Consider the following 26,161-nt stretch of genomic DNA (forward strand, 5'->3'; position numbering starts at 1 on the left):
TCCCCCCATGTAGTAGACATATGCATACGAAATGTATGCATCATGCTCTGTCAAAAACTCGTAAAACGAACGCACCCCATAAATCTAAGTTATCTGGTAGGTTTAATAAGCTATGCACATACTAATAGATTCGCTTTGGGCTGTCAATGCAATAATTGATCGCACTAGAATTAATTTCCTATTGGCGAAAATTAATAGATCTGAGTTGCAAGGACTTCGTTCCTCCCCATCGCCTTAACCGCCGCAGCCAGCCTTCCCCCGAAATATAAACAAGCCTTGGTCCGTCTTTCGAACCAAGGCTCTTTATTAAAGTGACAGATCGCTTTGCAAAATCTTTTCCCTGCGCCCTTTCATATACCACTGTCCCCAGGGATGAAGTTTGTCGAAATTTCCGCGGCAGGCATGGAACAGCTTCATATACCGCCCCATTTCTCTCAGCTTCATGAAATAGGGGATTTCCTGAAGCCACTCCTCCTCCAGGCAACGCTCCAGACGGTATCCTTCCAGGAAAGGGATCAGGAACTTACCTCTCTCCGGATCGGCCCCTTCGGTCAAACCCGAGAAGAAGGCGGCGACGGCTATATCATCCACGAACCATGAATAACGGCTTGCATCGAAATCAATCAGGCACAACGCATCCCCCTGGACAAAAAAATTGCCGTAATGAAAATCGGCATGGATCAATCCGTAAGTCTCCCTAGAAACCGGGAGCTTCGATATATACTGGCACAAGGCTTGATAACGAAAAGCAATTCCCTTCTCAGAGGGCGGTAAATCGAGATGTCGAACCTTCTCTGCCTCGTACGACCAATTGGGCCGTCTCGTGAAGGGGTCCTGATGGATATACTCTTGGGTGATACGATGCATGCCTCCCATGAATTGGCCCATCCGCCTGTATAAATCCTCGCCGGCTTCGTTCTCCCCAACCGGACGCCCCTTGGCTTCCTCGTAACAGACCGCCGTATATTCCCGGTCCTCCATCCGGATTCGCTCCGCAAGGTTCCCGGCTGCCGAATGGAGCGGCTTCGAAACGCAAACGCCCTTACTCCCAAGAAACTCTACCCACCGCACCTCCCCGGCAATCTTCGCATAGGGTTTGTGGGACTCGTCGGTCAAGCGCACATACACGGTCTTCTCGTCCCTTCGATAAGAACGGACAAGGCTGTGTTCGGAAAAATGCGTCTGGCGTCTATCCCGCTCCAAAAGTCCGAACCTGCTCGCAGCCGCGGCCATAAGCTCGCTCCGTCGTTCCACTCGCAGCGCCTCCCTTCAAGCCGGATGATATTGAAATCAATGATGAATGATTTCTGCAAATATGTAAGCGGCTCCTGCATGCAATGCCGAGCCCTCATGAATATTCCATTGGAAAAACGCCATCAAACAGCGGTCCTTGTGCCGGCCGCTTTCTCCGCCGATGTATACGCTCTTGTTGTCGTCAAAAGGGTGGGAGGATATAATACGGGTAACATAAAATCGTCATGCAAGAAAGAGGGCCTTATTATGAATCCCGAAACCCGAAACGCCCGAACCCAACTCATCATCGAAGCAGCCGAGCGCGTATTTACACATAAAGGCATTGAAAAAGCCACCATGCAGGATGTAGCCACCGAGACTGCCATGGGCGTAGCTACCGTTTTTCGTTTTTTTCCCCGCAAAGAGAAACTCGTCGTTGCCGTTGCCACGAAAATGCTGGAGACCGTTCGCGAGACCTTCCGCTCCGTCGCGGAACAGCCGATTTCCTGCATGGAGAAGCTGGAGTTGCTGTTCGACCATTTTATTTCCCTGCTGGAGCAGCAGACCAGCTCGAACGTGAAACTGCTCGAGAACTTCGAGAGCTATGCGGCTCAGTTTACAGAGCCTCTTGAGAACATCGAGCTGTTTAACGCCGTCTACCGGGATATATCCCAGGTATTCTCGACCATCGTGGAGCAGGGCATCGAGGATGGATCGGTTCAGGCCGATCTTCCGATTGCCGAGACGCTGACCACCATCGTGAATACATTCGGCATTTTTGCCAGAAAGCTGTCCCTTCAGAAAAACATTCTCGTGGTCGAGCCGGACCTCGCGCCCGAGAAGCAGCTGGCGATTCTGAAGCACATTCTGCTTAATTATTTGCGGACATAAGAGACTTGGTGCCAAGTAAAAAGAGTGCGCAGCATTACGTCTGCACACTCTTTTCTTGATGGTATCCCTGGCTTCTCCTACAAGCCGAGCTTCTGTCCCCGCTCCAGGCGCTGAATCTGCTGCTCGCCCGTGACCGCCAGCTCACTGAACTGATGGATCGTCTCGCGCATGCGCGGGAGAGCCTCCTGTTTGTAAGTGCTAATGGAATCAAGCGCTGACAGCACATCCGTGAACGCTTGCTTCAAGGTATCAACGGAAATGCTCGTTTCCAGCGATTGCTTGTGAATCGCCGCGCCCTGATCCTTCAGCATTTTGGAGGTGGCGCTGATCAGGTTGTTGGTGGTTTCGTTCAGCAGCTCGATTTTCTTCAAGACAATCTTCTGGTTGTACAGGGCGCTTGCCACCGTGACCGATATTTTCAGCGCCGTTACCGTTACGTTTCTCGCCCGATCCACGCCGCGAATTAATTCTTTGTTGTTCCGAATGACCACTTCAATCGCCATAATTCCCTGCTGGTTTACGACCAGCATCTGCTGCAGGTCCATCACGCGCTGGCGCAGCGGGAACAGCACCTCTTCGGTAATAAACCGGATTTTATCCTCCGACTCCTGCCGTATTTTGGCCGCCTCGACCTGGGATTCGATCTCCGCGTCCATGAGCATGCCCAGCTGAATTTCCTTTTGCAGCTTTTTGGTGAGCTCGCGGAGGGTTTGCTGTTCAATCTCCAGCGTGGTGTTGTCATTCTTTAATACGGTTTTTCCTTTATCCAGAGAAATGATGATGTCCGAAATGACGGCATCCGCCTTTTGGAACTTGGCAAAATATCGGCGCAGCGGGTTAAACACCATGCCCAGCAGCCCGCTCTTCGCAAAATCCACGACGCTAGGATCCAAATCCTTCAGCTGCAGCTGCAGCTCCGTTAACCCTTTAGCCACTTCGCCGCCTTCGTCCCCGGTTTTCGATAATCTCCCCACCTGAACCTGCAGGAGCGCGTTCTTCTCCGAGGAGGATCTCATCGTGCTGATGCCAAAGCTTTCAATGGATTGCAATACCTGTCTTCGCTTCTCGAGCGATTCGATATCCAGCTCCATGATGGCCTGCACATTGTTAGCCGCCAGCTCCTTCAGCTGCGTGACTTCTTCCGGCTCAGGCTTCACCTGCTCCTCAATCGCCGTCTTGATCTCCTCAGGACTTATGACTTCCATCGTAAATGACAATATAACCCCTCCTTCAAGTTTCTGATAAACCGATATCGTTATGAAAAATTGCTACATTTGCACATTCAGCAGCTGGCCGATTTTGTATACGACATCATCGGTATCGGCGTTGATGCTGGCAGCTTCATTGATGCTGGAAATGCTTTGGAGCGCCTGAATGTCGGCATTATAGCCAATCGTATACACCGGGATTTTGAAGGCTTGGATCAGTCCGCGGATATCGTCAAGAGAATGTCCCACGTTCGTCTCCCCGTCACTCAGCACAAAAATCAGGGGTTTCACGTCCGGATTCGCCGCCATCTCGTCCTGCAGCATCTTCATCGCCACGACGATGCCGTCAAAGGTCGCGGTATTCCCGCTGGCCTCGAGGCTGTTGATCGCACCGACAAACATCGACTGCTGATTCAAATCGTATTTGCCGATCGGAAGGTTAATCGTAACGTCCGTGGAATACGATACAAAGCCGATGCTGTTGTCCCGGCCCAGATATTTCTGTCCCGTCAACAACGATTCCTTGAGACGGTTTAACGGCTCGCCGTCCATGCTCCCCGATACGTCCGCCACGAACACGGCCGCAACCGGCTTGTTGCCATCCTTCTTCTCCTTCCAGAGCTTCTGGGCGGACGGCAGCAGGCTGCTGTCGACGACCTCGAGCTCGGATTGGTAATCATTAAGACCGTTGAACCCTTTTTTGTCGGCCATCTGCTGGTATTTGTCCTGCTCAACGAATTCCGCGAATTTCTTGATGATGTCCAGCTTCTCCTTCGGCAATTTCCCGAGCGCGTACAAAGGGCTGTCGTGCCTTACGCCAAACGGGGTAAAGACGTAACCGCTTTTCATATCCGCCGCGTTGACAAAGGTCTGATACTCCAGGACAAAGGCATCCAGCATGCCGGACTTCGCCGCATCGCGCATCTGGATCGTGGTGGAAGCCGTGAAAGGAACGTTCGCTTGGAATTTCTCGAAGCCCTGTACCGCCTTCTCACCCAGTATGTCGTTGCTGTCGAACGTTTCAAGGGCCGTGATCAGGAAGTTGAGACCCGTGGAGCTGGCAAAAGGATCCGTGTATCCCATCGCCAATTCATTATTCGCTATCGCATCCGTCAGCGTCTTGACGTTCAAGGAGCCGTACTTCTCCACCAGCTCGTCGTATTTGGCTTTTCGGGTGACGACGCCGGTGACGTTCCCCGTCAGGCGCTTGGATACCAGCTCGGCTTTGACGCCGTATTCCTTGACCATCTCCCCCCACAGCTCATTGGAAGGCGTAAAAGCGTCCGGTACGTACTTCCCGGATGTTATGTAATCGGTTGCGGTTCCCGAAGCGATATTACGGATCTTCACGGATACCGGCTTGCCATTCACTACCGGCTTGGATTTGTTGAATTCCTCTGCCACTTCGTTCAGCCATCCGTCAATGCCCGGTCCCGCCTTCTCAGGCGAGGAAAAAATCTCCACGTACAAGTCCGTCGTATTCTCGACCGAGATCGGGAACTTGGATATATCGGGCAGGGAATCCGCGACGGCCACCGGGTCCAGATCGACTTGGCCTTTGATGGGATCGGCTGTCGTGACAGTTATATCCTTGTAGATTTTGTTGATCTTTTTAGCCGCGCCTTCCGAATCGACCTCGGCTTGGCTTTTGCCCAGATTGGAGGTCAATGTGATCCCCGCGTACACTAGAACAAACACGACCACTGCAATGGCCACTAATACGACAAAGGCACTACCCTTGCTTCGCATAATCATCTCCCTCTCTTATTGCTTGTATAATTTGGTTTGCTTGATTAACGCATCGATTTCCTTCATGCACGGCATATCCTCCACATCCCGGTAATCGGTGCTGCCGAGCAAAGAGATCTCCAGCAGCAGCTTATCAAGCTTGAGCATGATTTCCTCGTTCGCCTCCAGATAACCGGTCACGTAAGCCAAGTACTCTTGGTATAACGCCGTTTTTTTCTGCGCCACCTTGCTGGACAGCTGGGAGGCTTTCGGCTGATCCGCCATGCGGGCGAAATCGGATGCGGCGAAGACGCCAAGCTTGTTCAGTATCCCTCGGATATTGAGGTAGAACAGCTTCTCGACTTCATCGATGACCCCCATGAATTTCTTGTAACTGAGCTCCGTTGGCTGAAAACGCTGACCCAGAACGCCCAGCAGCGCGTTTCTCTTCTTCTCGATTCGCTCCAATTGGTCCAGGGCAAGAGCGATATCATTCTTCAGCACTTTCACATTGCGGTAATGGTGAAGCGCCTCTATGTAATCCTCGCGGGTCTGAATCGTTTGGATCGGTTTTGCAGCCGGAGACTTGAACAACAAAACATAACTTCCATAAAAGAGTGCAAGCATACTGACCACCCATACGGTGATGACCAGTGCAGACTGGAAAGCGTTATCGCCGCCGACTTGGAAGCCGAGCAGCCCGGGCGAAACCAGGACAATATTCACGATCGCGATAACCGCCATAAGCAGGAGCAGCTTCGCGGACTTCGAGCCATTCAAGAATTAACACCTCCCCTACTCCTATAGAGCGATGACTGATTCGACCTATAACCGCTTATAAAACATCCGTAAAAACATAGGTAATTAAAGGATATAACACATACTACGTCTCAATTCGAAGTTAGATGCATTTTCCTCTCCAGGCAGCCCTGCCGATATGTAATCCATTCATTTCTTTATCGGATTTTCACTTGGATAACATGATGCGGGCATGACCGTCCCGTGTTTAAGAAAGCCATGGTGGATACGTAGAAAACGGCGGTAAAACAGAGGGGCCAGGCCGAGGCGAGCAAGTTCATAGAGGTAGGGTAACTATTTGAACCTCTCATCACTAAAGTGACGAGATTCCTAAGTACAGGGTTCTATCGAACCCTAATTAATTAGGCTATCCCCGTAAATTCCTACGGTTACTGCACAACGACTCACTACAACTGTGCAGACAGAAGTCTTTTTCCTTCATGGAGGATATTCTTACTTGCATTCCAATCTCGATCGTGATGAGAATAGCACACTGGGCAAGTCCATTCACGAAGCTTCAGGTTTTTAACCTCTTTGTTCTTAAACCCACAACATGAGCATAGTTGTGAAGATGCGAACGTTTTGCATACAGCGACCACTGTGCGTCCATACCATTTCGCCTTGTACTCTAACATCGTTCTGAATTGCGTCCAAGATACTTCGCTAATTGCCTTTGCTAGTTTGCCGTTTTGCAGCATATTCTTTACTTGCAAGTCTTCAATCGCAATGTTGTCGTGGTTTTTGACAATATGCGTTGAAATCTTATGTAAGTAATCTGCTCTCGAATTGGCAATACGTTCATGGATTCTAGCTACCTTAAGCTTTTGCTTCTGATAGTTTCTCGATTCAGCAAGAGATCTCTTTTGTATCAATGCTAATTCTTTCCTTCTTGATAGAATACGTTGTTCTTTAGCTAGTTTTGCTTCTAGCGTTCGAAAGAACTTAGGGTTTGGAAAGTTTCCCCCATTAGTCAGAACGGCAAATTTCTTCAATCCCACATCGATTCCAACCGAAGAGTTCGTCTCAGCCAATGCTTCCACTTCTACTTCAGCACGTATAGACACAAAATACTTACCCGTGGGGTTGCGTCTGACTGTAGCATTCAATATACGCCCTTCTATTTCTCTGGATTTTGCAAATTTAACTAAACCTAACTTTGGAAGTTTGATTTTGTTGTCTATTATAGCGATATTGTTGTTGGTGAAGTTGGTTTGATAAGACTGAACAGGGCTCTTCTTGCTCTTGAATCTTGGAGCATCATTCTGCTTTTTGAAGAAGCGAGAATACGAGTCTGCTAAATTCTTTAGTGCGTTCTGCAAAGAGAACTTATCGGGTTCTTTGAGCCAATCCAGCTCCTTCTTAAGTTTGGTTAGTTCGGCTGAACATGTTCCGTAAGTAAGTCCCTTGCCCGTCTCTTTGTAAGTTGTATTCCACTTCCCCAGAAAGTGATTGAACACAAAGCGACTACAGCCAATCGTCTTAGAAATGAGGACAGCTTGCTCTGTTGTAGGATACATGCGGAACTTGTACGCCTTGTGTACTAGCATGGATATCACTTCACTTTCTGGTTTTGTATATATTGTCTAATTTGAGATTCTGTATTTTCGCTAACTGTTGCTACAAAGTAAGATGGGTTCCAAAGATTGCCTCCCCAAAGCTTCTTTTTTAGCTGAGGAAACTCTTTAAACAACAATCTTGCGGATACTCCCTTCAATGCTTTAATGATAGAAGGGATAGCGTGTTGTGGTGAGCATTCGACCAATAAGTGAACATGATCACTGTCACTTTCGATCTCAACGATTTCAAAGTTGTTGTCTGATGCTATCTGACAAAGCATCTCTTTAAGTCTTTTGTCTACACCGTTAAGCAACACCTTATGGCGGTCTTTCACACACCATACGATATGATACTGGATTGAGTATACGTAACCTCGTCCATGTTTAATTGCAGACATATATTACCACCTCTTGTTTAGAGTAACATATGTCATAGCAAAAAGAACCATTTTTTTATTGTTTCACAGGCGTAAAAGTTAATTAATGACCAAACATATGTCGGACAATCGACGTATCATATGGCACGCTTTGTCCGAAGCTTTCTAACGCACGACTAATTTGCGAAAGCTGGCTCATCAAAATTACATAAATAATCCAATGGTTCTGCGACAAAAGACGCAAAAAAAGTCCTTCAGGGCGTGCCTGAACGACTTCTATTAGGGATGGCTGCCGGCGGAACTATAAACCTTCAAGCTTTGCCTCTGGGCAGCTTATCCGCATATCGGGTCCGCAACTCGACCAAGTAATCCAGCTTGCCGAGCACCTTCTCTTTATTCAGCATGCCCATGCTAAGAATGAGCTGCTCGATCAGCAGCAATGGCGTCACCATGGAATGAAATTCGCCCATATCCCCCCGACTGACAAAAAAGGAGATCTGCGCCGGCGTTCCATACCGGAACTCCTCCCGGTCCGTGATCATGATCGCCGCATTCTGCACGCGGCTTACGCAGTCCAGGATGACCTCCGTTTCCGGGAGCATCCGAGTAAAGCTGAAGATCAGCACAACATCTTCTCTTTCTACATGCGCGAGCGATTCCAGCAGTTCATGACCGCTGCCGGCCATGATTCGCACCGACATGCCGAACCGGGATAAACGGTACGATATCAGCTCGCCCAGCGAGAGGGACGGACCAGGCGCATGCACATACACGCGTCTTGCCGAGGCCATTAGACGGGCTGCCTCCTCCAGCTCGTCCGGGCGGTTCTTCTCCATCGTGTCTTGCAGATGATGCTTCGCCTGTTCCAGCATTTTCGCGGGCAGACTGGACGCGTCCAGCCGGGATATCGTTTTTTCCAGCTTTACGGCAGGCGTCGTATCCGAGGATTCCCGCAGCTTCAGCTTGAACGCCTTGGCATTCTCGTGCCCGACGGCACGCCAAAACCGGGAAACGGTCGCAATGCTGGTGCCAAGCCTGTCGGCGATTTCCTGCTCGGTCATGAACAGCATCTCCTCGGGATTACGTTCGATAAAATCGGCGATTTTGAGCTGGCTCGGCGACAGCCCGGATGTATCGGGAAACAGATTCTTCAATGATGCTGCACTCCTTCTGCAATGAAATCATCGTAATTGGGCATGAGTTCATCATACGCCGTGATTTTTATGTAAATTTTATTTCATGATTATATTTTTGTAAAAAATATTACAATACGTTGACATAATACTCCGTTCATTTTAATAATCGCCTCCTATACTGATAGCAAATCCCATTCCCAAGGAGGCTTCTCTCTAATGGCAAGCAATTCACGGGTCTATACCCTGACCTCTTCGCAGAAAATGATGATTTTCGTGCTGTCCATGTCGCTGTACGGCCTGTCCAACATGTTCACCGAGCTCATTCCCGCGTTTCGCCTGGGTCCGATCGAGCTTTCGGTCGAATATTTCGCGTTCATTCCCCTAACCCTCTGCATGCTGTTTCATCCTTTTTATGCTGCTGTGGGGGCTGCGCTCGGCGAAGTCATCTTCGGTGAACTGATGCTCGGGCAATTCGGCGGTCTCGGAGAGCTGGAGAAGTTTCTTACCTTCTCCTTCGCCATGTACGTTGCCGGCCGTCTGGTCAAAAACCCCCTCAGCCGCGCTCAGGTCGGCATCGCTGCCATGTCGGGCGTCATCATCCACCAGCTGTGCAGCTCTCTGGTGGATATCGGCAAGGTCTGGATCGGCGTCGAGGAATTCGAAGCCGTGCCCGGGCTTGCACAAAGCGTGGTCCTTGTCGAAGGCATCGGTTTCCTGAACGATGTGCTGTTCTCCGGCATTCTGTTCGCTCTTCTGCCTACATTATATCTGGTTCCAAGATTGTATGGAAAAATCGAGCCGCTGCTCGGCATCAAACCCCGCCAGAAGCTTACCCAATACGAAGCCGCCGGCATCGTCTCGCCCAAGCTAGTTCTGGCTGGAATCGTTTTGGCATTGATTGCCTTCGGAGCGGAATCCCTTTCGGAAACGGACTGGAACCTCGGCGAGTGGGACAGCGGATTTGCAGACCGGTTCGGCATCGGCGCGATCTGGATCAGCATCGGTGCAGCCGCCATCGTGGCCGTTGCAGTACTGGCTTTCATGCGGGCCAAAAGAAACCGCGGCCTTCACGAAGAGAAAATGCCGGAGAACCCGCCTTATGCCTAATCCGTTCGTTCATGACCATCCGGCCATCCGAATCGCAGGCGTCACCTTTGCCTATCCCGGTTCGGAGCAGCCTGTGCTGAAGGAAGCTTCCCTTCATATTCGCCGCGGCAGCTTTACGGCGATCATCGGAGGGAACGGCTGCGGCAAATCCACGCTCTGCAAGCTGTTCAACGGATTGATTCCCTACTATTATTCAGGCGATTTCACCGGTACCGTCGAAATCTGCGGGGTTTCCGCCGAGAATCGGACAGTCTCCGAGCTATCGCGCATGGTGGGGTATGTCTATCAAGATTTTGATAACCAGCTAGTCCGCCCCACCGTCATGGATGAAGCCCATTTCGCTCCGCTCAATTACGGGCTCCCGGACTACCGGGCCATGGGCGCCAGGGCACTCGAAATGTGCGGATTAACCCATCTGAAGGACCGCTATATATGGGAACTGAGCGGGGGACAGAAGCATCTGCTCGCCTTGGCGGGAGCCCTCTCGCTGGAGCCGGACATTCTCGTGGTGGATGAGCCGGTATCCCAGCTCGACCCCCAGCACGCCAGGCAAGTGTATGATGTGCTCCGCCAATTGAATCAGGTTCATGGAAAAACCGTTATCGTGATTGAGCATCATGCGGAGTTTATTGCCGACTACTGCGAGGAAGTGTGCCTGATGGAGCAGGGGAAGGTGCTGTGGCAACGCCCGGTCATTGAAGCGCTGAACAGCCTTGAGGATCTGGAGCGGCTGGGCATCCAGCCGCCCCAGGTGACCAAAGCCGCGGTACAGCTGTCTGCGATTCTGCTGAATGGCGGCATGGCCCCCGGCAGTCCGCAGGATAGGCACTCGATAACGGACGTCTCCTGCTCTCATTCTATGGAATTGTCCGGATATCGGCTGAAGCAGCCTTACCCTATTACCGCCGAGGAAGCCGAAGCCTATTTTGGAAAGCTTCTGAACAGACACGCGGATACTCCGTTGCTGCTTGATCATCCACCAACCGACGCTAGAGCTGACGATGCTTCATCCGCTGACTCAACCGCGAAGGACACGGATTCCGACCAGAACCGCATCCTGCAGGGCGATGAATCGGAACGGCAAGGGGGACAGGGCGCGCTGGTGGAGTTCCACCATACCGCACTTCGCTACCGAACGATTCATAAAACGGAGCACGAGGTTCTCCGAGGCATTGATCTTATCCTGCATGAAGGCGAACGCATCGCGCTTGTCGGCAACAACGGCGCTGGTAAATCGTCGCTTCTGAAGCTGATCGCCGGCATCGCCAAGCCTTCCGGCGGCTCTGTCGCATTCATGGGCAGGAATACAAAGGATGTATCGATGGAGCAAATATCCGCTAACGTGGCTTACGTCTTCCAAAATCCCGAGGATATGTTCATTGAAGACAATGTGTATCAAGAAGTGGCCTATGGCTTGAAGAGCCGCCGTTACCCGGGTGCTGAGGATAGGGTTCATCGCATGCTGACTCATTTCCGGCTTCAGCCTCTCAAAGAACGGGATGCCCGTCTCCTCAGCGGTGGTCAGCAGCGCCGCGTATCCCTGGCTATTGGAGCTGCCATGATGCCCCAGCTGATTCTGCTGGATGAGCCGACGGCCAATCTGGACATGTCCACTCGCGAAGAGCTTTTGGATACGCTGCAGGAGCTGGAGGACCATGTCCGTACCGTTGTCATCGCCACCCATGATATGCAGCTGGTTCACGAATGGGCGACCAGAGTGATCGTCTTGAATCAAGGCGTCGTGGCCGGCGACGGTACCGTCTCCGAGATTTTCGCCGATTCGGAGCTTATTTCCCGGGCCGGGCTCGCACCGACCCAGATGATGGATTTATCCATAAGGCTTGGCGTCGTGCCCGCGACCAGCTCGCCGGACGAGTTTGCCCGGCATATGTACGGCATTCTGAGCGGAAAGGAGATTCACTGCCATGCAGCTAGTCCGCAACTGGTTTAACAAGATTTCGATTGAACGGATTCAACTCGAGTTGATGAATACCGCCTACGGGAGCGGCCATGTCGCCCTTTCCCGGCTCGATCCCCGATGCATGCTGATCTGGTACCTGTTCTTTGCTATAGCGCCCTGGTTTATTTCAAGCATTACCGTGCTGGCCGGATTGTTTCTCATGATGGTGGTCACCACCATTCTGTCGCGGGTTACACCGTTTATTATCGTCGTACTTTGCTTGGGCCTGATCGGCCAGGTCGGCTGGCTGTTTGTGGTGTCCCTCTTTTTCGGCGGGGACGTCAGCTCGGCGCTTCCGCTGCTGAAACTCACTTTAAAGCTGTCGGTTGTATCGCTTGCAAGCATTACGGTGTTCTCCGGCATGGATCCCGAGAAAATCAGCGACGGGCTGCTTGCGCTCGGCATGCCTGCCGCCTTCTCGTTCAGCTTGTCGTACGGCTATCGGATACTCCCCGTATTGTTCGAAGAATTTCGCCATGTGCTGCTCTCTTACCGGCTTCGGGGAAAAGCGCCGGAACATCCCGGTTTTCTCTACTGGCGGCTCGCGGCCTATTACATGAAACTGCTGATGCTATCCTTTTTCCCTTTGATGCTGGCGACCGCCAAACGGTCCCGCACGACGGTAGAAGCGCTGGAGACCCGCGGGTTCTCCTACGGCATGAAGAATCCGGCTGCCAAGAAGCTGAAGCTGTCCCACCTGACCCTGTCGGCGCGGGATGCGGTGTTCCTGACCGGAACGGCAGCATATACCGCATTATTGTTCTGGTTCGGCTGACCTTAAAATTACTGACTTTGACAAGGAGTGTTCGAATATGAAAATTGATCTCCATACTCACGCCAAATTGTCCAAAGCGTCCGATTTCTCTAAAAATTATTATGAGGAGATGATCCGGGAGGCGCTGGACAACGGACTTGATGCGCTCGCTTTGACCGAGCATTTTAACACGCGCCATTTTGACGAGGTGTACCGGCAGCTTGACTGCATGTTTCCCTATAATGGCGAATACTACGATGCAGGCGGATTGAAGATCTTTCCGGGGATGGAAGTGGACATCCGGGAAACCGGCCACATTCTGCTGATCGGCCGGAAGGAGTTCATTCTGGAAACCCGCCGTCGCCTGGACGGGTATACGGAGAAGGGCGCTTTCATCCCTTTCGATGATCTGATGGACTTGGCCGAAGGCTTCCCGCTGCTCAAGATCGGAGCCCATCCGTTCCGGGAGAGCACGCCGCTCCACCATCTCACGCGCAGCCAGTTGAGCCGCCTGGACGCCTTTGATCTCAATGCCAAGGATATGTACCAATACGGCAGCGAAGCCAATCAAGATCAGGTTCAACGTTTCGCCGCCGATCTCGGCAAACCTGTTACGGCGGGAAGCGATACGCATCAATGCCTCCAATTCGGAAGCGTCTATAACGAGCTGCAAATGCCTTGCGAATCCGCCGCCGATCTCAAGGATGCCATTATGCAAGGCGCTTACCAGCTTCATGTCTCGGACAGCCTGCCTATTAAGGTCAAAGCATCCGTCATGCTGAAAAAGCTCATGAAGGAGATCATCCGCCTCCAGTCCCCCTCAGCCGTCATCTAGCTAGTGAAACGTGAACTACGCCAAAGTTCATTAGGCCCCCCGCCGTGTATTCATTTACATTTCATGTACGAAAAAGAAGCCTGGTCATGTATCCATGTCCAGGCTCCTTGCGTTTCCGAAAGATTGTTTCATTGCGACTCGATCCCATGTCATTCCCGTCCGAACCGGCTCTCTACCCCCATTCCAGCGTTGCACGAATCGGCGGGATGGGCGGAATTACTGCAGTCGGTCCAACAGATTCAGCATGGCTTGCGCGCTTTCCGCACGGGTGGTCTTGGCTTGAGGCGTAAACATGCCATTGGCATGCCCCTTCATCAAGCCAAGGGCCAAGGCTTCATTCACCTCTTGGAGTGCCCATGAAGAAATTTGCTGCTGATCTTTCAGGTCCGGTGCTTCCTCTAAAGAGGAAGCGTCTCCCTTGGTCTGATAAGCACGATAAAGCATCACAGCCAGCTCCTCGCGGGTGATGGCCGCGTTCGGCGCGAACGTCTCCTTGCCTCTGCCGTTCACCAGCCCGTGCTGGGAAGCCGCCGCAACCGCCGAAGCATACCATGCATCCCCTTCCACATCCGTGAAGGTCGTGTCTTGGGTGCTTTCAAGGCCCAGGGCACGAACGAGCATCGCGGCGAACTGTGCGCGCGTCAGCGGCTGATGCGGACTGAATTTCGTATCACCGGTGCCATTCACTATATGCTTGGCTGCCAGCTCTTTTACCGCTTGCTCCGCCCAATGGCCGGCAAGGTCGGCAAACGATTTGTCGTATTCCAGCACGGCATAGTAGCTCAATTGACTGACTTCAGCCGTCAGCTGCCCGTTTACCGGCTTGCCGCCGGCATATTTCAATGGTCCCCATTCCGAAATGCCGTAGATGCCGGCCAACTCGCCGTGAATGGCGCTGTCGACTGGAAAAGCAATCATTACAGGTGCTATGAAATGCTCCAGCTTATATGCCTTGCCGTCTTTCGTACGGACGTTAAGATCTAATTCGTACATCTTGCTGCCCTGCTTCAGTTTAGCCTTCCCGGCAGCAGCTGCTTTGGCTACGAGAGAGGCGGCTGTCTGCGATCCAACCTCCTTCAGCTTAAACGAGATGACCGCATCCTTAGCCTGCTCGGCCGGTACGAGCTGGCGCAGCGCTTTGAGCAGCGCGGACGGAAGCTGTACCATCACGCCGTCCTGCTTCAGCTCCAGCGGCTTCGCCCCCAAAATATCCCCTGCCGTCAGCGGCAGGAGAACTTCGATATCCTCGGCACCTAGCTGAATCGTTACTTTCTCTTGCCCGCCGCGCAGCGATTCTTCGTTAACGATCCGCTGACCCTGATTTGGCTTCGTTCCCGGATCGGTAGGCGGATTGCCGCCTGTTCCCCCGCCTCCGTTTCCACTGCCGGGGTTGCTGCCGTTGCCGCCGCCTTCAGCTGGCACTGCAGCCAGAATGACGGTACCGCCATCCGACATGGCAGGGAGAGTCAGCGTCACTTTCTGATCGGCCGTTACGTTATACACACTGCCGCCGTACAAATCCTTCGCCTTGCTGCCCGCCTTAAACGGCACAGACAGGACGACTTCTTTCGGTTCGTTCTTCACATGAATCGCGGTAACGATATGCTGTCCGTTATACTGCTTGTCGAATGCAATATAACCATCCGCATTCGAAGCCGCAATGGATGTGCGCGTTCCTTTTGAAAATACTTTCGAGTTTGCCGCTCGAATGTTCAAGAGCTTCTGGTAATGCGTGAGCAGCTTCTTCTCGGCCTCCAGTTGGTCCCATGGCATATCGCCACGGTTCTCGCTAAATTCGCCTTTGCTCATATCCCCGGCATTCTTGCCGGAGCGCCCAAGCTCTTCGCCATAATAGATGACCGGCTGGCCTTTGGATGTAATTTGCAGCGCTGCGGCCGCCATCAGCTTTGCCTTGTCGCCATCCACGTAGTGGGTCAGGAAGCCATCCTCGTCATGACTGCTCAGGAATTGCCCCATCATTCGGGTGTTATCCAGCTTCGATTCGCGGTCAGCCAGGTAGGCCTCAACCGATTCCACGCTGCCGTTCACGAATTCCTTGGCCTTTCCTTTGAAGCCGAAGTCCAGCAAGCTGTCCATCTGTCCGCTCTGAAGCGTTCCGCCATCGCTGTCAACCGTAGCTCCGAAATATTCACCAATCATTTTGAAGCTCGGATCGAGATGGGTCAGCGCATTTTTGAACGCCTTCCATGTCGTTTCATCCACGTGTTTCACCGTATCCACGCGGAAGTAGTCGATTGTGTCTCCGCGGTCGGTTTTGGCACGCTCCAGCCAGCCTGCCTGCCAATCGATGATCTGCTGGCGGACAGCCAGATTCTCCGTTATGAAATCAGGCAGCCCCGCTAATTCGCCTTTGATCGGGTCCGTATCGGCCGACAGACCGTCTGTACGGAGCATATCTTTAAACCGGTCCTTATCTTCCTGCGTGATACCGGGCGCACTGTCTCCCGGCTTCAGGCCATATCCCGTATGGTTGACCACGACGTCCACCATAATTTTGATGCCCCGGTCATGCGCCTTATCGATTAGCTCCTTAAAAGTATCCAGATCGCCCAAATGTTCATCGATCTTCGTAAAATCTTTGGCCCAATAGCCGTGATACGCATATTGCTTGCCGCCGAAGCCTGCACCCTGATTGAAATCGATGTTATCCACAATCGGCGTGATCCACAGCGTGTTCACGCCCAGATCCTCGATGTAATCGAGTTTATCGATCAGTCCTCTGAAATCCCCGCCATGATAAGCTTCCGGGTGATTCTTGTCAACATTTGCATTGTTGGAAGCATCCCCATCCATGAAACGGTCGGTCAGCACAAAATAAATGCGCGCCTCGTCCCAATCGAAATCGAGTTTGCCGCCTGCGATTCTTGGCTTCACCGTTACCGCGGCTTCGCCGGTATGCCTATTGCCGTATTGGTCGACTAGCGTGATTCCAATTTTCTTGCTGCCGGCCGTGACCGTATCCTTTACGGCAATACTGTGCTCCAGCAGCTCTGTATCAACCTTCGCTCGGGCCGGTCCTCCCAGTTCCGTCAGGTCGACGAACGCTTCCTTGTAAGCAACGGGCTCCGAAGAGGTTACATTCAAGTTTAGCACCGCATTTTCATCATAAGAGATGGAACCAGGGGTTACCTTCGCCCCGATGGTCACGGTCGGATCGCGGTAAACCACCTGCGACTTTCCGTTCACCGTGTTTTTCGGATCGGTGACTTCCTTCGTGGTTCCGTTATGATTGACGATGAACGTGTATTCGTACGTTCCGGGAGCAACGCCCTTAAGCGTATAACTGAACCATTCCTTGTCAGGAACGTAGACCATCGTTTCCAGCTTCCCGTTAATCTTCACTTTCACGTCAGAGATGCTATCCATCCGGCCGTCCCTGAACAATTGATCGTCCCGATAATGGAACGTAATGTTACCGCCTTCAAGCGTCGGCCCCGTAATGCTCGGCAAAATCTCCAGCTCATGCACCATGCTGGTCACATTCACTTTCGTGAAGGCCTCGCCTGGCTGAAGCGGAATGATCCGGTCATCCGGGATATCCTGCTTGGCCGTATCCCAATTCGTTCCTTTGCGCAGAACGAAACCAACGCCTGTTGTTTCGGGTGCCACCTCAATCTGTACGGTAGCCACGCCATTCTCTATCTTTTCAAAGTCAATCTCACCGTTCGTTGCCCCCGTATTCCAAACCCACAAATTCCAATCCGCATAATCCTGATCCGGCCGAATGTAGTTAAGCTGCACATACCGTTTATTGTCCACTGCATCGGCTGTAACGGTTACGGTAATCTCTTTCTGGAACCCCCGGTAGGAAACGGTTATGACCGCCGTTCCTTCCGAAACTCCCTTCACCATGCCTGCGGCCGTTACCGATGCCACCAGCGGGTTGCTGGATGCATAAGTTGCTTGTTTCGTTACGGCTCGCTTGCTGCCGTCCTCGTATTCAGCGTATACCGCGGTTTGATGCGTCTTACCCGTCTGCAAAGAGTAACTATCTTGGTCTACCGCTATCGCGCGGAGTACGGCTGCCGCGGCGTCCGTCTTGATCACAACGGCCGTCAGAGGCTCAAGCGTGATCGAGCCGGAGGTTAACGTGAAGCCGGACTTCGCTTTGACGCCGGTCGTGCCGGCTTCATCGTTATCGACCACCACTGTGCCGGAGCTCAGATCCTCGCTTAGCGTAAGCGTTCTCGACTGATTATCCGCATTAACGAACACATAATAATGACCGGTTCCGTCCGTCGCTTTATTCTTATATGCAATGACCAGATCCTGCGCCTTTACTTCGGGAATCTGCAGCAGCGTTACGTTCGAATTCACCATCGACTGATCGCCGAGACGGAAAGCATCGGACGATTTTCTTAACTCGATCAGTCCGGTCGTATATGCCCGCGTCTTGTTATTCTCCGGATATTTGGCTTCATCCGTCGCTTTCTCCCAATCGAACATGTTGATGGCATCGGAGGAGTCGTAGGAATCATGGATGAAATAACCGAAACGGTTTCCTGCCTCATCCTCTAATTCATGGTATTTCTGCTCGGGAACCCCTGGGCCCAGCCATTGCTTGGTCCGCCCGTACTCCTGTCCTGCATGGAGGAACGCCGTTCCTTGCGAGGTCAAGGTGAGCAAGTTGCCCAGGCGAATGCGCTTATGGATCTCCAGATCATTCCCTGCAACCGACGGGTCCTTTTTGATGGACTGCGCAATAATGTCGTACAGCGGCAGATTGTCATGGGCTTCAATGTATTGAACCATGTCACCCGGATCGTCTTCCTTCGTGTTGCTCGGCTGCGCCTTGATATTGTTGAAAATGGTTTGGATGTCGCGCGCGCCGCCTGTAATGAATCGAGGCTCGCCTTCATTGCCGAAGCCGGATTTCAGCTCGTTGCGGAACTCATCGGAGAAAACGCCGACGTCGTCCGTTTTATCCATCCAATTCTGGTCCGCACCCTTGCCTGCCAGGGAGGGATCCGACAGATGGCCGCCGAACGTGACCCAGCCCTCGCCGATAAACAGCGCTTTCGGGTTGATGGCTGCAGCGGCATCATAAGCGTTCTGCACGGCTTCATAGGTGGCGTCGCCCATCATGTCCCAGCGCATGCCGTCGATTTTGTATTCGTCGAACCAGTATTTCACGGAGTCCACCATCAGCTTCTCGGCCATCTTGTGGTTGGTCGCCAGATTGTTGCCGAAGCCGCCGATGAAATTGCCGTTGGCATCCTGGAATGCATAATAGTTCGGCACGATATCATTCAAGAAATCTGCCTTGGCCATATGGGTGTAGACCACGTCCAATACGACGCCCATGTCCGCCTCGTGAATGGCGTGGATCATCGCCTTCAATTCTTTGATGCGAAGCTCGGGATCCGTTGGATCCTCGGAGTAAGCACCGTCAGGGGAGAAATAGCTGTGCGGGTCATACCCCCAGTTGTACTCATTGTCTTTGGCCGAATAATCCAGCTCCCTGTTCTTCATGGCCGCTTCGTCACCGTAATACCAAGCCATCACGGGCAGCAGCTGAACATGGGTGACGCCCAGGGACTTGATGTATTCGAGCTTCTCTTTGAACGCGTCGTAGGATCCCCAAGTCGCGTTATGCAGGTCGTTCTCAATCGTCGGATCCGACGTGAAATCCCGGACGTGAATCTCCCAGATGATGGCGTCTTCCCGCTGCTCGTAGCCCGGAATGTCCGCAAAATCCAAGCCGGCGGGATCCGTTTGACTCAAATCGACGATCGCGGCTTTGCCGACGGTATCGCCGTCCGGTCCAACTTCGCCCTTGGTGTTCACTCGGAATTGCGCCATGGATTTGGCATATGGATCCAGCACGGTTTTCGTCACGCCGTTGTTGGTCACTTCATATTGATAGAAATATCCTCTAAAATCTTGGATGCCGAGGTCTCCCGGCTTCAACCGAACCGACCATACCCCTTTATCACCCTTTTGGAGGGCGACATTGCCGATAAACAGCGTGGCATCATCCTTGCTGTACACATTTGCGGTGATTTCGGTCGCCGTCGGTGCCCACAGCTTAAGCTCGGCTCCTCCAGCCTGATAAGTCGCCCCGAGGTCATCGCCGTCGTAAGCGTACATCTCATCCAGCATTCTCCAGCCAGTGGAGGCGGATACGGTTTTGCCGGCGTAAGTTACGCTTAGCGGTATCTGATCCAACTGAAATGATGCTGATACTTCGATGGTCGTGTTTCCGGTAATCTTCACGTTTTGAATGGCAACCGGATGGCCGTCCTTATTCTTAATCAGCAGCTCATTCTTCAGCGTATCCGCTTCCAAACCATCGGTCATGGTAAATCCGAGCTGGAGCTTTCCGGGAGCCAATACCTCGGCCGAGACCAACCCGGTAGGCACTTCCCCATACGGGGATGTGTAGACGGTGTTGTCGCCTTCTTGAATGAATAGATGCTGGTATCGGTCTACCAGGGTGAAGCCTTTGTCGCCTCCGTCTTTGCCGGCGTCTCCTTTGGCCGGATCCAGCACGAGGAAGTTAATCTTCTGGGCCCCCGGCTTCATTGGAATGTCCACATAAGCGCCATATCGGTCGGTTTGGCCTGAAGGGAACATGGTAGCCCCCGTCGGCCAGTCTTTCGAAGGCGCAGCGACATCGTCGCCCCATATCCACAAACCGTACGGATCGTAGTTTTGATCCTGCCGTTGATAGTGGATGCGCACGGTATCCGCCGGCAGGTCAACAGGCTCAAAGCTGTATACCGTATCGGAGCCTTCCTTGAGCCATACTTCGTTCATGTCCGGCGAGGCTAGGTTGAATTTCTTGTCGCCGCCGTCTTTATTGCCGCTGATGCGATCGACAACGACGATGCCGACTTTTTGGGCGCCGTCCTTGAGCGGAATGTCGACGAAGGCCCCGTAGGCGTCCTGCTGCCCGCCAGGGAATGGCGTTGCGCCTGCCGGCCAATTGGCGGACGGAGATGCGACGTCATCGAATATCCACAGTCCGACGCTCCCGTAATTCGCGTCAGCCCGGTTGTAATGGACGCGCAGATGGTTAGCCGGCACCGGCGTTCCCGGATCGGCGGGTACCGTGAAATGAGCGGCAACGCCGTGATTGGCCGCATCGTAGCTGAACGTAACCTTAACGTCCTTCGGCAGCTGAAGCGCCTCCCGATTTGCGGGGTGAACCGGACTTGCCGCATCGCTGCCCAAAGCGATTTGGTACTCATGATCCCCTTCGTACACGTCGGCCGTCACCGTGTATACATGGTCATAATCGGAATCCTGCATGATTAATCCCGCATCCGCAGGCGACCAGTCTGCCGCTTCTCCGATGCCCGATTGGAAGCTGCCGATCACTCGGGGAAGCTTATCCGCCTCGATCGGAGCGTAGTATGTAGAATCCGCGATCCGGTGGGTCCCATGGTTGTAATAAAAGGTAACCTGGGAATCTTGAGCGAGCGTTATGAGGATGTTGCCATCCTTGTTCGCTCCGCTCGGATTGGAATAATGGGCGGAGCCGTAATTCTCGTCCCACTTGCCGTCGATCGCGATCTTGTATTCGTACGATCCCGCAGGCAAGCTGCCGGTGAACCTGTATTCTCCGTTCCCCATATCGTTCATGGTTGTCGCGGCGGCAGTCGGATCCCAATCCCCGCTATGGCCTAATTCGGATTGCAGAGTCCCCACCAGCGTAACCTGGCTTGGGGCGTTATTGGCATCGGCCGTTGATGGCGGAATGCCGAGCATGGAGAAAATCAGCGAAACAATCATGATGATGGACCACGTTCGTTTGCTTGAAACCGTCATTCTCATGAAACAAATAACCTCCTTCTGTTCTTGGATTAGATACAGCTGATACGATGTTGATGCCAATCATTGCGCAAACGCTTGCATAAACAGGTTTGAGCTTCCATCAAATAAAGTACGACAATTAATGACAAGAGTTAGAGAATATGTTCGAAATATAGAGCGAAACAAAATAGATGAAAGCGATTACAATGGAAACGTTTGCATCATTTATTGTAGTATTGAGGCTCCATCTCGTCAACCACATTTTGACCTGTTTTCATCATGAATTTTGCGGCTCACCAAACAAAGGATTGATTTACAGCGGCGATTCCCCTAACATTAAACATTATAATGATATAATGTTTAATGTTCGCAAAATCATGGATGCAGGGGGATTTCCTATGAAATTTCGTTTCGAGGGCGCTGTTACGGATGTCATGCCAGGCATTGAGCTGCTGCTGGATGAGCTTGGCGTCGAATTGGTGGAAAACGGCATCCCCGTTGAGGTAGCCTTGTCCGATGGCGATCTGGAGGTCGGCAGGGACCGAGACCACGCCTATATTCGTTATGGACGAAAACATCAATTTTTCCGGGGACTCGGCTTGCTGGTTCAACATAGCCGCCAAAGCGATGCGTTCCACCTTCACGAACGCCAGCAATTTGACCAAATCGGCCCGATGTTCGACCTGTCCCGCAACGCCGTGCTGACCGTGGACAGCTTCAAGCTCATGCTGAATAAAATGGCCCTGATGGGCATGAACAGCGTGATGCTGTACATGGAGGACACCTACCAGATCGAAGGCGAGCCGTATTTCGGTTATATGCGCGGTCGCTACACGCAGGCGGAGCTGAAGGAGATGGACGATTATGCCGATCAATTCGGCATCGAGGCTTTTCCAAGCATTCAAACCTTGGCGCACCTGGAGGAGTTTCTGAAGTGGGAGCCCATCAAGCATTACCGCGATACGAAGGGTGCCCTGCTCGTCGGCAGCGAGCAGACCGATTCCCTGATTGAACGGATGATCGAGGCTGCCAGCACTCCGTTCCGCAGCAACAAGATTCATATCGGAATGGACGAAGCGGAGGAGCTCGGACGAGGTAAATATTTGGATCACAACGGTTATGTGAGCCGTTTCGACATTATGATCGCCCATCTGGACAAAGTCCTGGCTGCCGTTCGCAAGCGCGGCCTGAAGCCGATGATGTGGAGCGACATGTTCCTGAAGCTCGCTGCCGGCGGAGGCGGCGATGCGGCATATTACGACAAGGACACCTCGATTCCGGAGGATATGGCCCGCCGCATTCCGAAGGATGTGGACATGGTGTACTGGGATTACACCCACATGGAGCCGGCGGACTATGAGAAGCTGATTGCCAATCACCGCCCGCTGGGCTGCAACCTCGTGTTTGCGGGAGCCGTCTGGATCTTCAATACATTCGGCGTCAACTACGGGTTGTCCCTGAACGCTTCGAATGTTGCGCTTCAAGTGTGCAAGCAGGAAGGAATCCGCGAGGTATACGCCACGATGTGGGGCGACGACGGCAACGAAGGAAATCCGTTCGCAGCGCTGCTCGGTCTGCAGCTTTACGCCGAGCATGCCTACTCGGAACAGGAGCCTTCCCCGGCGCAGTTGGCGGAACGGGTAAAATTCTGTACGGGCATCGACATGGAGGCGTTCCTCCTGCTGAAGGATCTGGACGAGATTCCCGGCCAGGAGCCGAACAATGCCAAGCAGAGCAACCCGTCGAAATTTTTGCTGTATCAGGATGTGCTCCTCGGGATGTTCGACAAACAGATCGAAGGCCTGGACCTCTCGAACCACTATGCCGAGCTGGAGCAAAACCTGCGCGCGAAGCGCGATAACACGGCCGAGCTGGACTATCTGTTCGAGATGCCGGAGAAGCTGAGCACCGTCCTCAAACGCAAGAGCGAAATCGGCATTCTGCTGAAGCAAGCCTATGATGCCAAGGACGTCGATACCTTAAGGCATATGGCCAAAAACGTGCTTCCTGCCATCTCCAAAGCTGTCCAAGAGCTGCGCATTGCCCACCGCACGCAGTGGCACCGCATGTTCAAGCCCTTTGGCTGGGAGGTCATCGACATCCGCTATGGCGGCGTCATCACCCGCTTGGACACTGCGGCGTTCCGCATTCTGGAATACGTGGAGGGACGGAAGGCACGGATCGAGGAGCTTGAGCAGGAACGGCTGGTGTTCAGCACGACCAACCGCGACAATCACAAGGGCGTCGGCTGGTGCAGCCATTATTACCGCATGGCTTCGCCAAACGTGTTCTACCATGTGCTGAATCCTTTTTAAGGGTTCCGGCTGTCGGATTCTGCTGATACCCTGTCATATCAGCACATAAAAAAAAAGCCCCGTTGCCGGAGCTTTTTTTGCATTTATCGCTGAGGCTTAGATGATATGCTCTATTCACGCTCAGGATCCGTGACGCTGCACTTCCTTATACCAGTCTCGCACATCCCGGCTAAGCCGTTCCACGATCTCCGGGTAACGGTCCGCCAGGTTGGTGCGCTCCCCGGGATCCCTGGACAGATCGGACAGGTGAGCCTGATCCGGAACCACGCGGTCAAAATCGAGTTTCCCGTTCAGCACCAGCTTCCAATCCCCTTCCCGGACAGCCAGTTGGCCTTGATACTCCCAGAACAATTGCTTATGCGGCGACGGCTCGCGCATTTGCAGCATTTCCTTCAGGCTGCTTCCGTCCAGCGCAACGCCTTGAAGCGGTCCTGCCGCCGGATCGACGCCGGCCAGATCCAAAAAGGTCGGTGCGATATCCATCATAGCCGCCACTTCATCTCGCACTTGCCCGCCTTCCCATACGTTCGGCCAGCTCAATATGGCAGGCTCGCGGATTCCGCCTTCGAACAGGCTTGCTTTATGCCCCCGGAAGATCCCCGCGCTTCCCCCGTAATACACGTCCTCCGTTCCGTCCAGCCAGTTCCGGCTCTCGGAGGACGGTCCGTTATCGCTGGAGAAGAAAATGACCGTATCCTCATAACAGCCGGCTTCCTTCAGGGCCTTCACAATCTCCCCGACGCCGTCGTCCACCGCGGCAATCATGGCGGCCATGACCTGCCGATCCCAAGGCAAATTCGCAAACCGGTCCATGTATTCCTGCGGCGCATGCATCGGATAGTGCGGCGCATTGTACGACGCAAACAAGAAGAACGGAGCCTCCTGCTCCCGCGACCGCTGAATGAAATCAACCGATCGTTCCGTGATCAGCCCGGTCATGTACCGGCCGTTCTCCCAAACCTCCGTTTCATTTTCCCATAGATCATGCAGGGGGTTGACGCCATGGGCTTGGCCCCAATAAAAAATGTGCGAGTAAAAATCGACGCAGCCTGCCTTGAATCCGAAAAACTCATCAAATCCATGCGCATTCGGGCTGGTTTCCTCGGACAAGCCCAAATGCCATTTTCCAAACAGCGCTGTCCTGTACCCGGCAGGCTTGAGCGCCCTGGCCAACGTCACCTCGTCGGCAGGCAGTCCATGCGAACCGCGCTTCGCCCCCAGAATCTCGCCGACTCCCGCTCGGGCCGGATACTTGCCCGTCAATAAAGAGGCTCGTGACGGAGAGCAGACCGGGGAATTCGAATACCAATTCGTAAAACGAATGCCTTCATCAGCCAACCCGTCCAGATGCGGGGTTTTCACGGTGTCCGAACCGTAGCATCCAAGATCTCCATAGCCTAAGTCATCGCAATAAATCACGATAAAATTCGGTTGTTTCATATCTCCATTCACCTCTACTATGCTCGACTTGTTCCTCATCATCGTACCTTTTGGCGGACGAATGCGGAATGCTCCATCCTTGCAATCGTTATACAATATGTTGCATCATAGCAGTAACAAAAGAATTGATCACTGTAGGTGGAAGGAGGACACATGAGTTTAACAGTGAATCAGCGGCCATCCCGAGAAGAATACTTTAACAACCCGGCTCACTTTGAGACCCAACTGGGATTATGGATATTCAAATCCGGATCCCACCCCTTTTTCACCGAAAAAGTCGGTCCCCGGTCCGTCGAATTTTATAGTATACATTTCGTTGCCAGCGGCAGGGTGCGGTTCGGATGGGACGGCAGCAGCGTCTCCCTCTCGGAAGGCGATCTGTTCTGCCTCTTCCCCGGCTCGGTCTATACGTATGTCAAGGACTGCGACGAGCCGTCTACCATGATCACCTGGACGGCATTTATGGGCGAGTTGATGCCGTCCATATTGAAGCATGTCGATTTATGTCCGGAACGGCCCTATCGTCAAAATGCCTTCAGGGACGATGCCTTGGCTGTCATCAAGGACATTCAGCGATTGCTCCGGCAGCCCCAGCAGGACCATAGCCTTCAGCTGATGTCGCTGGGATTCCAGTTGATCCACAGCATCGATCCCAACCGGGACCAGCACCTCACCGCTGCTTCGGTTGCTTCGGACTGGCTCGAGTCTGTCCCCGGATATATAGGGCTTCATTGCACGGAGAACCTGTCCGTGGAGGAGCTTGCCGCCTGGGCCGGCGTGCATCGCAGTCACTTCACCCGTGCGTTTACCCGCCGATACGGCATCTCTCCGTCCCGCTACATGCAGCAGTTGATCATGGAGAAAGCGACCCGCCTGTTATCCGCCGAGGGAACCAGCATCACGCAGACCGCTTTATCCCTGGGCTATTCGGATTTGTTTACGTTCTCCCGCGCCTTTACCCGGTATTTCGGAATGACGCCAAGCGCATTCGTGAAAGCGAACAGCCCATTATCGAGAACAAGCGAATAACAAGGAACCGCCCTA

Annotated in this window: 16 protein-coding genes; 7 read left to right on the top strand and 9 right to left on the bottom strand. The window is 52.9% G+C overall.

Annotation, left to right across the window (positions count from 1 at the left end):
- Positions 1-306: 306 nt before the first annotated feature.
- A complete protein-coding gene (locus tag BMX45_RS14335) occupies positions 307-1,254 on the bottom strand; it encodes a phosphotransferase enzyme family protein (protein ID WP_254778074.1) in 948 nt (315 codons plus the stop codon).
- Positions 1,255-1,500: 246 nt separating this feature from the next.
- Between BMX45_RS14335 and BMX45_RS14340 the strand changes: the two genes are divergently transcribed.
- The gene (locus BMX45_RS14340; protein ID WP_090910414.1) at positions 1,501-2,124 is read left to right on the top strand and encodes a TetR/AcrR family transcriptional regulator; all 624 of its coding nucleotides are present in this window, start codon (positions 1,501-1,503) and stop codon (positions 2,122-2,124) included.
- A 77-nt stretch (positions 2,125-2,201) separates the two neighbouring features.
- On the opposite strand, the gene BMX45_RS14345 is transcribed toward BMX45_RS14340, so the two are convergent.
- The 6 genes from BMX45_RS14345 to BMX45_RS14370 form a co-directional block, all read right to left on the bottom strand.
- On the bottom strand, positions 2,202-3,341 hold the full coding sequence (locus tag BMX45_RS14345; protein ID WP_090910249.1) for a toxic anion resistance protein: 1,140 nt from the start codon (positions 3,339-3,341) through the stop codon (positions 2,202-2,204).
- 51 nt (positions 3,342-3,392) lie between these two features.
- Entirely contained in the window at positions 3,393-5,081 is a 1,689-nt protein-coding gene (locus BMX45_RS14350; protein ID WP_090910250.1) for a vWA domain-containing protein, read from the bottom strand.
- Between the two features lie 15 nt (positions 5,082-5,096).
- Positions 5,097-5,840, bottom strand: coding sequence for a hypothetical protein (locus BMX45_RS14355; RefSeq protein WP_012818581.1), 744 nt, complete (start codon positions 5,838-5,840; stop codon positions 5,097-5,099).
- 425 nt (positions 5,841-6,265) lie between these two features.
- The gene (gene tnpB / locus BMX45_RS14360; RefSeq protein WP_090910251.1) at positions 6,266-7,405 is read right to left on the bottom strand and encodes an IS200/IS605 family element RNA-guided endonuclease TnpB; all 1,140 of its coding nucleotides are present in this window, start codon (positions 7,403-7,405) and stop codon (positions 6,266-6,268) included.
- Positions 7,406-7,410: 5 nt separating this feature from the next.
- Entirely contained in the window at positions 7,411-7,812 is a 402-nt protein-coding gene (gene tnpA, locus BMX45_RS14365; protein ID WP_090910252.1) for an IS200/IS605 family transposase, read from the bottom strand.
- A 290-nt stretch (positions 7,813-8,102) separates the two neighbouring features.
- Positions 8,103-8,945 (bottom strand): MurR/RpiR family transcriptional regulator, encoded by an 843-nt coding sequence (locus tag BMX45_RS14370; RefSeq protein ID WP_090910253.1) that lies wholly within the window; start codon positions 8,943-8,945, stop codon positions 8,103-8,105.
- Between the two features lie 198 nt (positions 8,946-9,143).
- Between BMX45_RS14370 and BMX45_RS14375 the strand changes: the two genes are divergently transcribed.
- From BMX45_RS14375 to BMX45_RS14390, 4 genes are read left to right on the top strand one after another with little or no spacing between them, the layout of a single operon-like run.
- On the top strand, positions 9,144-10,034 hold the full coding sequence (locus BMX45_RS14375; protein WP_090910254.1) for a DUF8171 family membrane protein: 891 nt from the start codon (positions 9,144-9,146) through the stop codon (positions 10,032-10,034).
- Positions 10,027-11,985, top strand: a complete 1,959-nt coding sequence (locus BMX45_RS14380) for an ABC transporter ATP-binding protein (RefSeq protein ID WP_090910255.1) — start codon at positions 10,027-10,029, stop codon at positions 11,983-11,985. Before BMX45_RS14375 ends, BMX45_RS14380 begins: the two co-directional genes overlap by 8 nt.
- Complete coding sequence (locus BMX45_RS14385; protein WP_090910415.1) at positions 11,960-12,769, top strand: energy-coupling factor transporter transmembrane component T family protein; 810 nt, start codon at positions 11,960-11,962, stop codon at positions 12,767-12,769. Before BMX45_RS14380 ends, BMX45_RS14385 begins: the two co-directional genes overlap by 26 nt.
- Before the next feature lie 37 nt (positions 12,770-12,806).
- Positions 12,807-13,583: a PHP-associated domain-containing protein gene (locus BMX45_RS14390; RefSeq protein ID WP_090910256.1), complete on the top strand. Its 777-nt coding sequence runs from the start codon at positions 12,807-12,809 to the stop codon at positions 13,581-13,583.
- Between the two features lie 216 nt (positions 13,584-13,799).
- Here the strand turns inward: BMX45_RS14390 and BMX45_RS14395 are convergent, their stop codons facing one another.
- Entirely contained in the window at positions 13,800-21,383 is a 7,584-nt protein-coding gene (locus BMX45_RS14395) for a pullulanase (RefSeq protein ID WP_090910257.1), read from the bottom strand.
- A gap of 377 nt (positions 21,384-21,760) precedes the next feature.
- On the opposite strand from BMX45_RS14395, the gene BMX45_RS14400 reads away from it, so the two are divergent.
- Positions 21,761-23,677 carry a beta-N-acetylhexosaminidase gene (locus tag BMX45_RS14400; protein ID WP_090910258.1) on the top strand — a complete coding sequence of 639 codons (1,917 nt, stop codon included), beginning with the start codon at positions 21,761-21,763 and terminating at the stop codon, positions 23,675-23,677.
- A 120-nt stretch (positions 23,678-23,797) separates the two neighbouring features.
- On the opposite strand, the gene BMX45_RS14405 is transcribed toward BMX45_RS14400, so the two are convergent.
- Positions 23,798-25,117: a sulfatase-like hydrolase/transferase gene (locus BMX45_RS14405; protein ID WP_175495110.1), complete on the bottom strand. Its 1,320-nt coding sequence runs from the start codon at positions 25,115-25,117 to the stop codon at positions 23,798-23,800.
- A gap of 153 nt (positions 25,118-25,270) precedes the next feature.
- On the opposite strand from BMX45_RS14405, the gene BMX45_RS14410 reads away from it, so the two are divergent.
- Entirely contained in the window at positions 25,271-26,146 is an 876-nt protein-coding gene (locus BMX45_RS14410) for a helix-turn-helix domain-containing protein (RefSeq protein WP_090910260.1), read from the top strand.
- Positions 26,147-26,161 lie beyond the last annotated feature (15 nt).

The organism is Paenibacillus sp. cl141a (assembly GCF_900109305.1).
Lineage (GTDB): Bacteria > Bacillota > Bacilli > Paenibacillales > Paenibacillaceae > Paenibacillus_AQ > Paenibacillus_AQ lautus_A.

Excerpts from the sequence above, each read along its gene's own strand:
- BMX45_RS14340 (WP_090910414.1), top strand. The coding sequence starts at position 1,501 with ATGAATCCCGAAACCCGAAACGCCCGAACCCAACTCATCATCGAAGCA.
- BMX45_RS14350 (WP_090910250.1), bottom strand. The coding sequence starts at position 5,081 with ATGCGAAGCAAGGGTAGTGCCTTTGTCGTATTAGTGGCCATTGCAGTG.
- tnpB (WP_090910251.1), bottom strand. The coding sequence starts at position 7,405 with ATGCTAGTACACAAGGCGTACAAGTTCCGCATGTATCCTACAACAGAG.
- tnpA (WP_090910252.1), bottom strand. The coding sequence starts at position 7,812 with ATGTCTGCAATTAAACATGGACGAGGTTACGTATACTCAATCCAGTAT.
- BMX45_RS14375 (WP_090910254.1), top strand. The coding sequence starts at position 9,144 with ATGGCAAGCAATTCACGGGTCTATACCCTGACCTCTTCGCAGAAAATG.
- BMX45_RS14380 (WP_090910255.1), top strand. The coding sequence starts at position 10,027 with ATGCCTAATCCGTTCGTTCATGACCATCCGGCCATCCGAATCGCAGGC.
- BMX45_RS14385 (WP_090910415.1), top strand. The coding sequence starts at position 11,960 with ATGCAGCTAGTCCGCAACTGGTTTAACAAGATTTCGATTGAACGGATT.
- BMX45_RS14390 (WP_090910256.1), top strand. The coding sequence starts at position 12,807 with ATGAAAATTGATCTCCATACTCACGCCAAATTGTCCAAAGCGTCCGAT.
- BMX45_RS14395 (WP_090910257.1), bottom strand. The coding sequence starts at position 21,383 with ATGAGAATGACGGTTTCAAGCAAACGAACGTGGTCCATCATCATGATT.
- BMX45_RS14400 (WP_090910258.1), top strand. The coding sequence starts at position 21,761 with ATGAAATTTCGTTTCGAGGGCGCTGTTACGGATGTCATGCCAGGCATT.
- BMX45_RS14405 (WP_175495110.1), bottom strand. The coding sequence starts at position 25,117 with ATGAAACAACCGAATTTTATCGTGATTTATTGCGATGACTTAGGCTAT.
- BMX45_RS14410 (WP_090910260.1), top strand. The coding sequence starts at position 25,271 with ATGAGTTTAACAGTGAATCAGCGGCCATCCCGAGAAGAATACTTTAAC.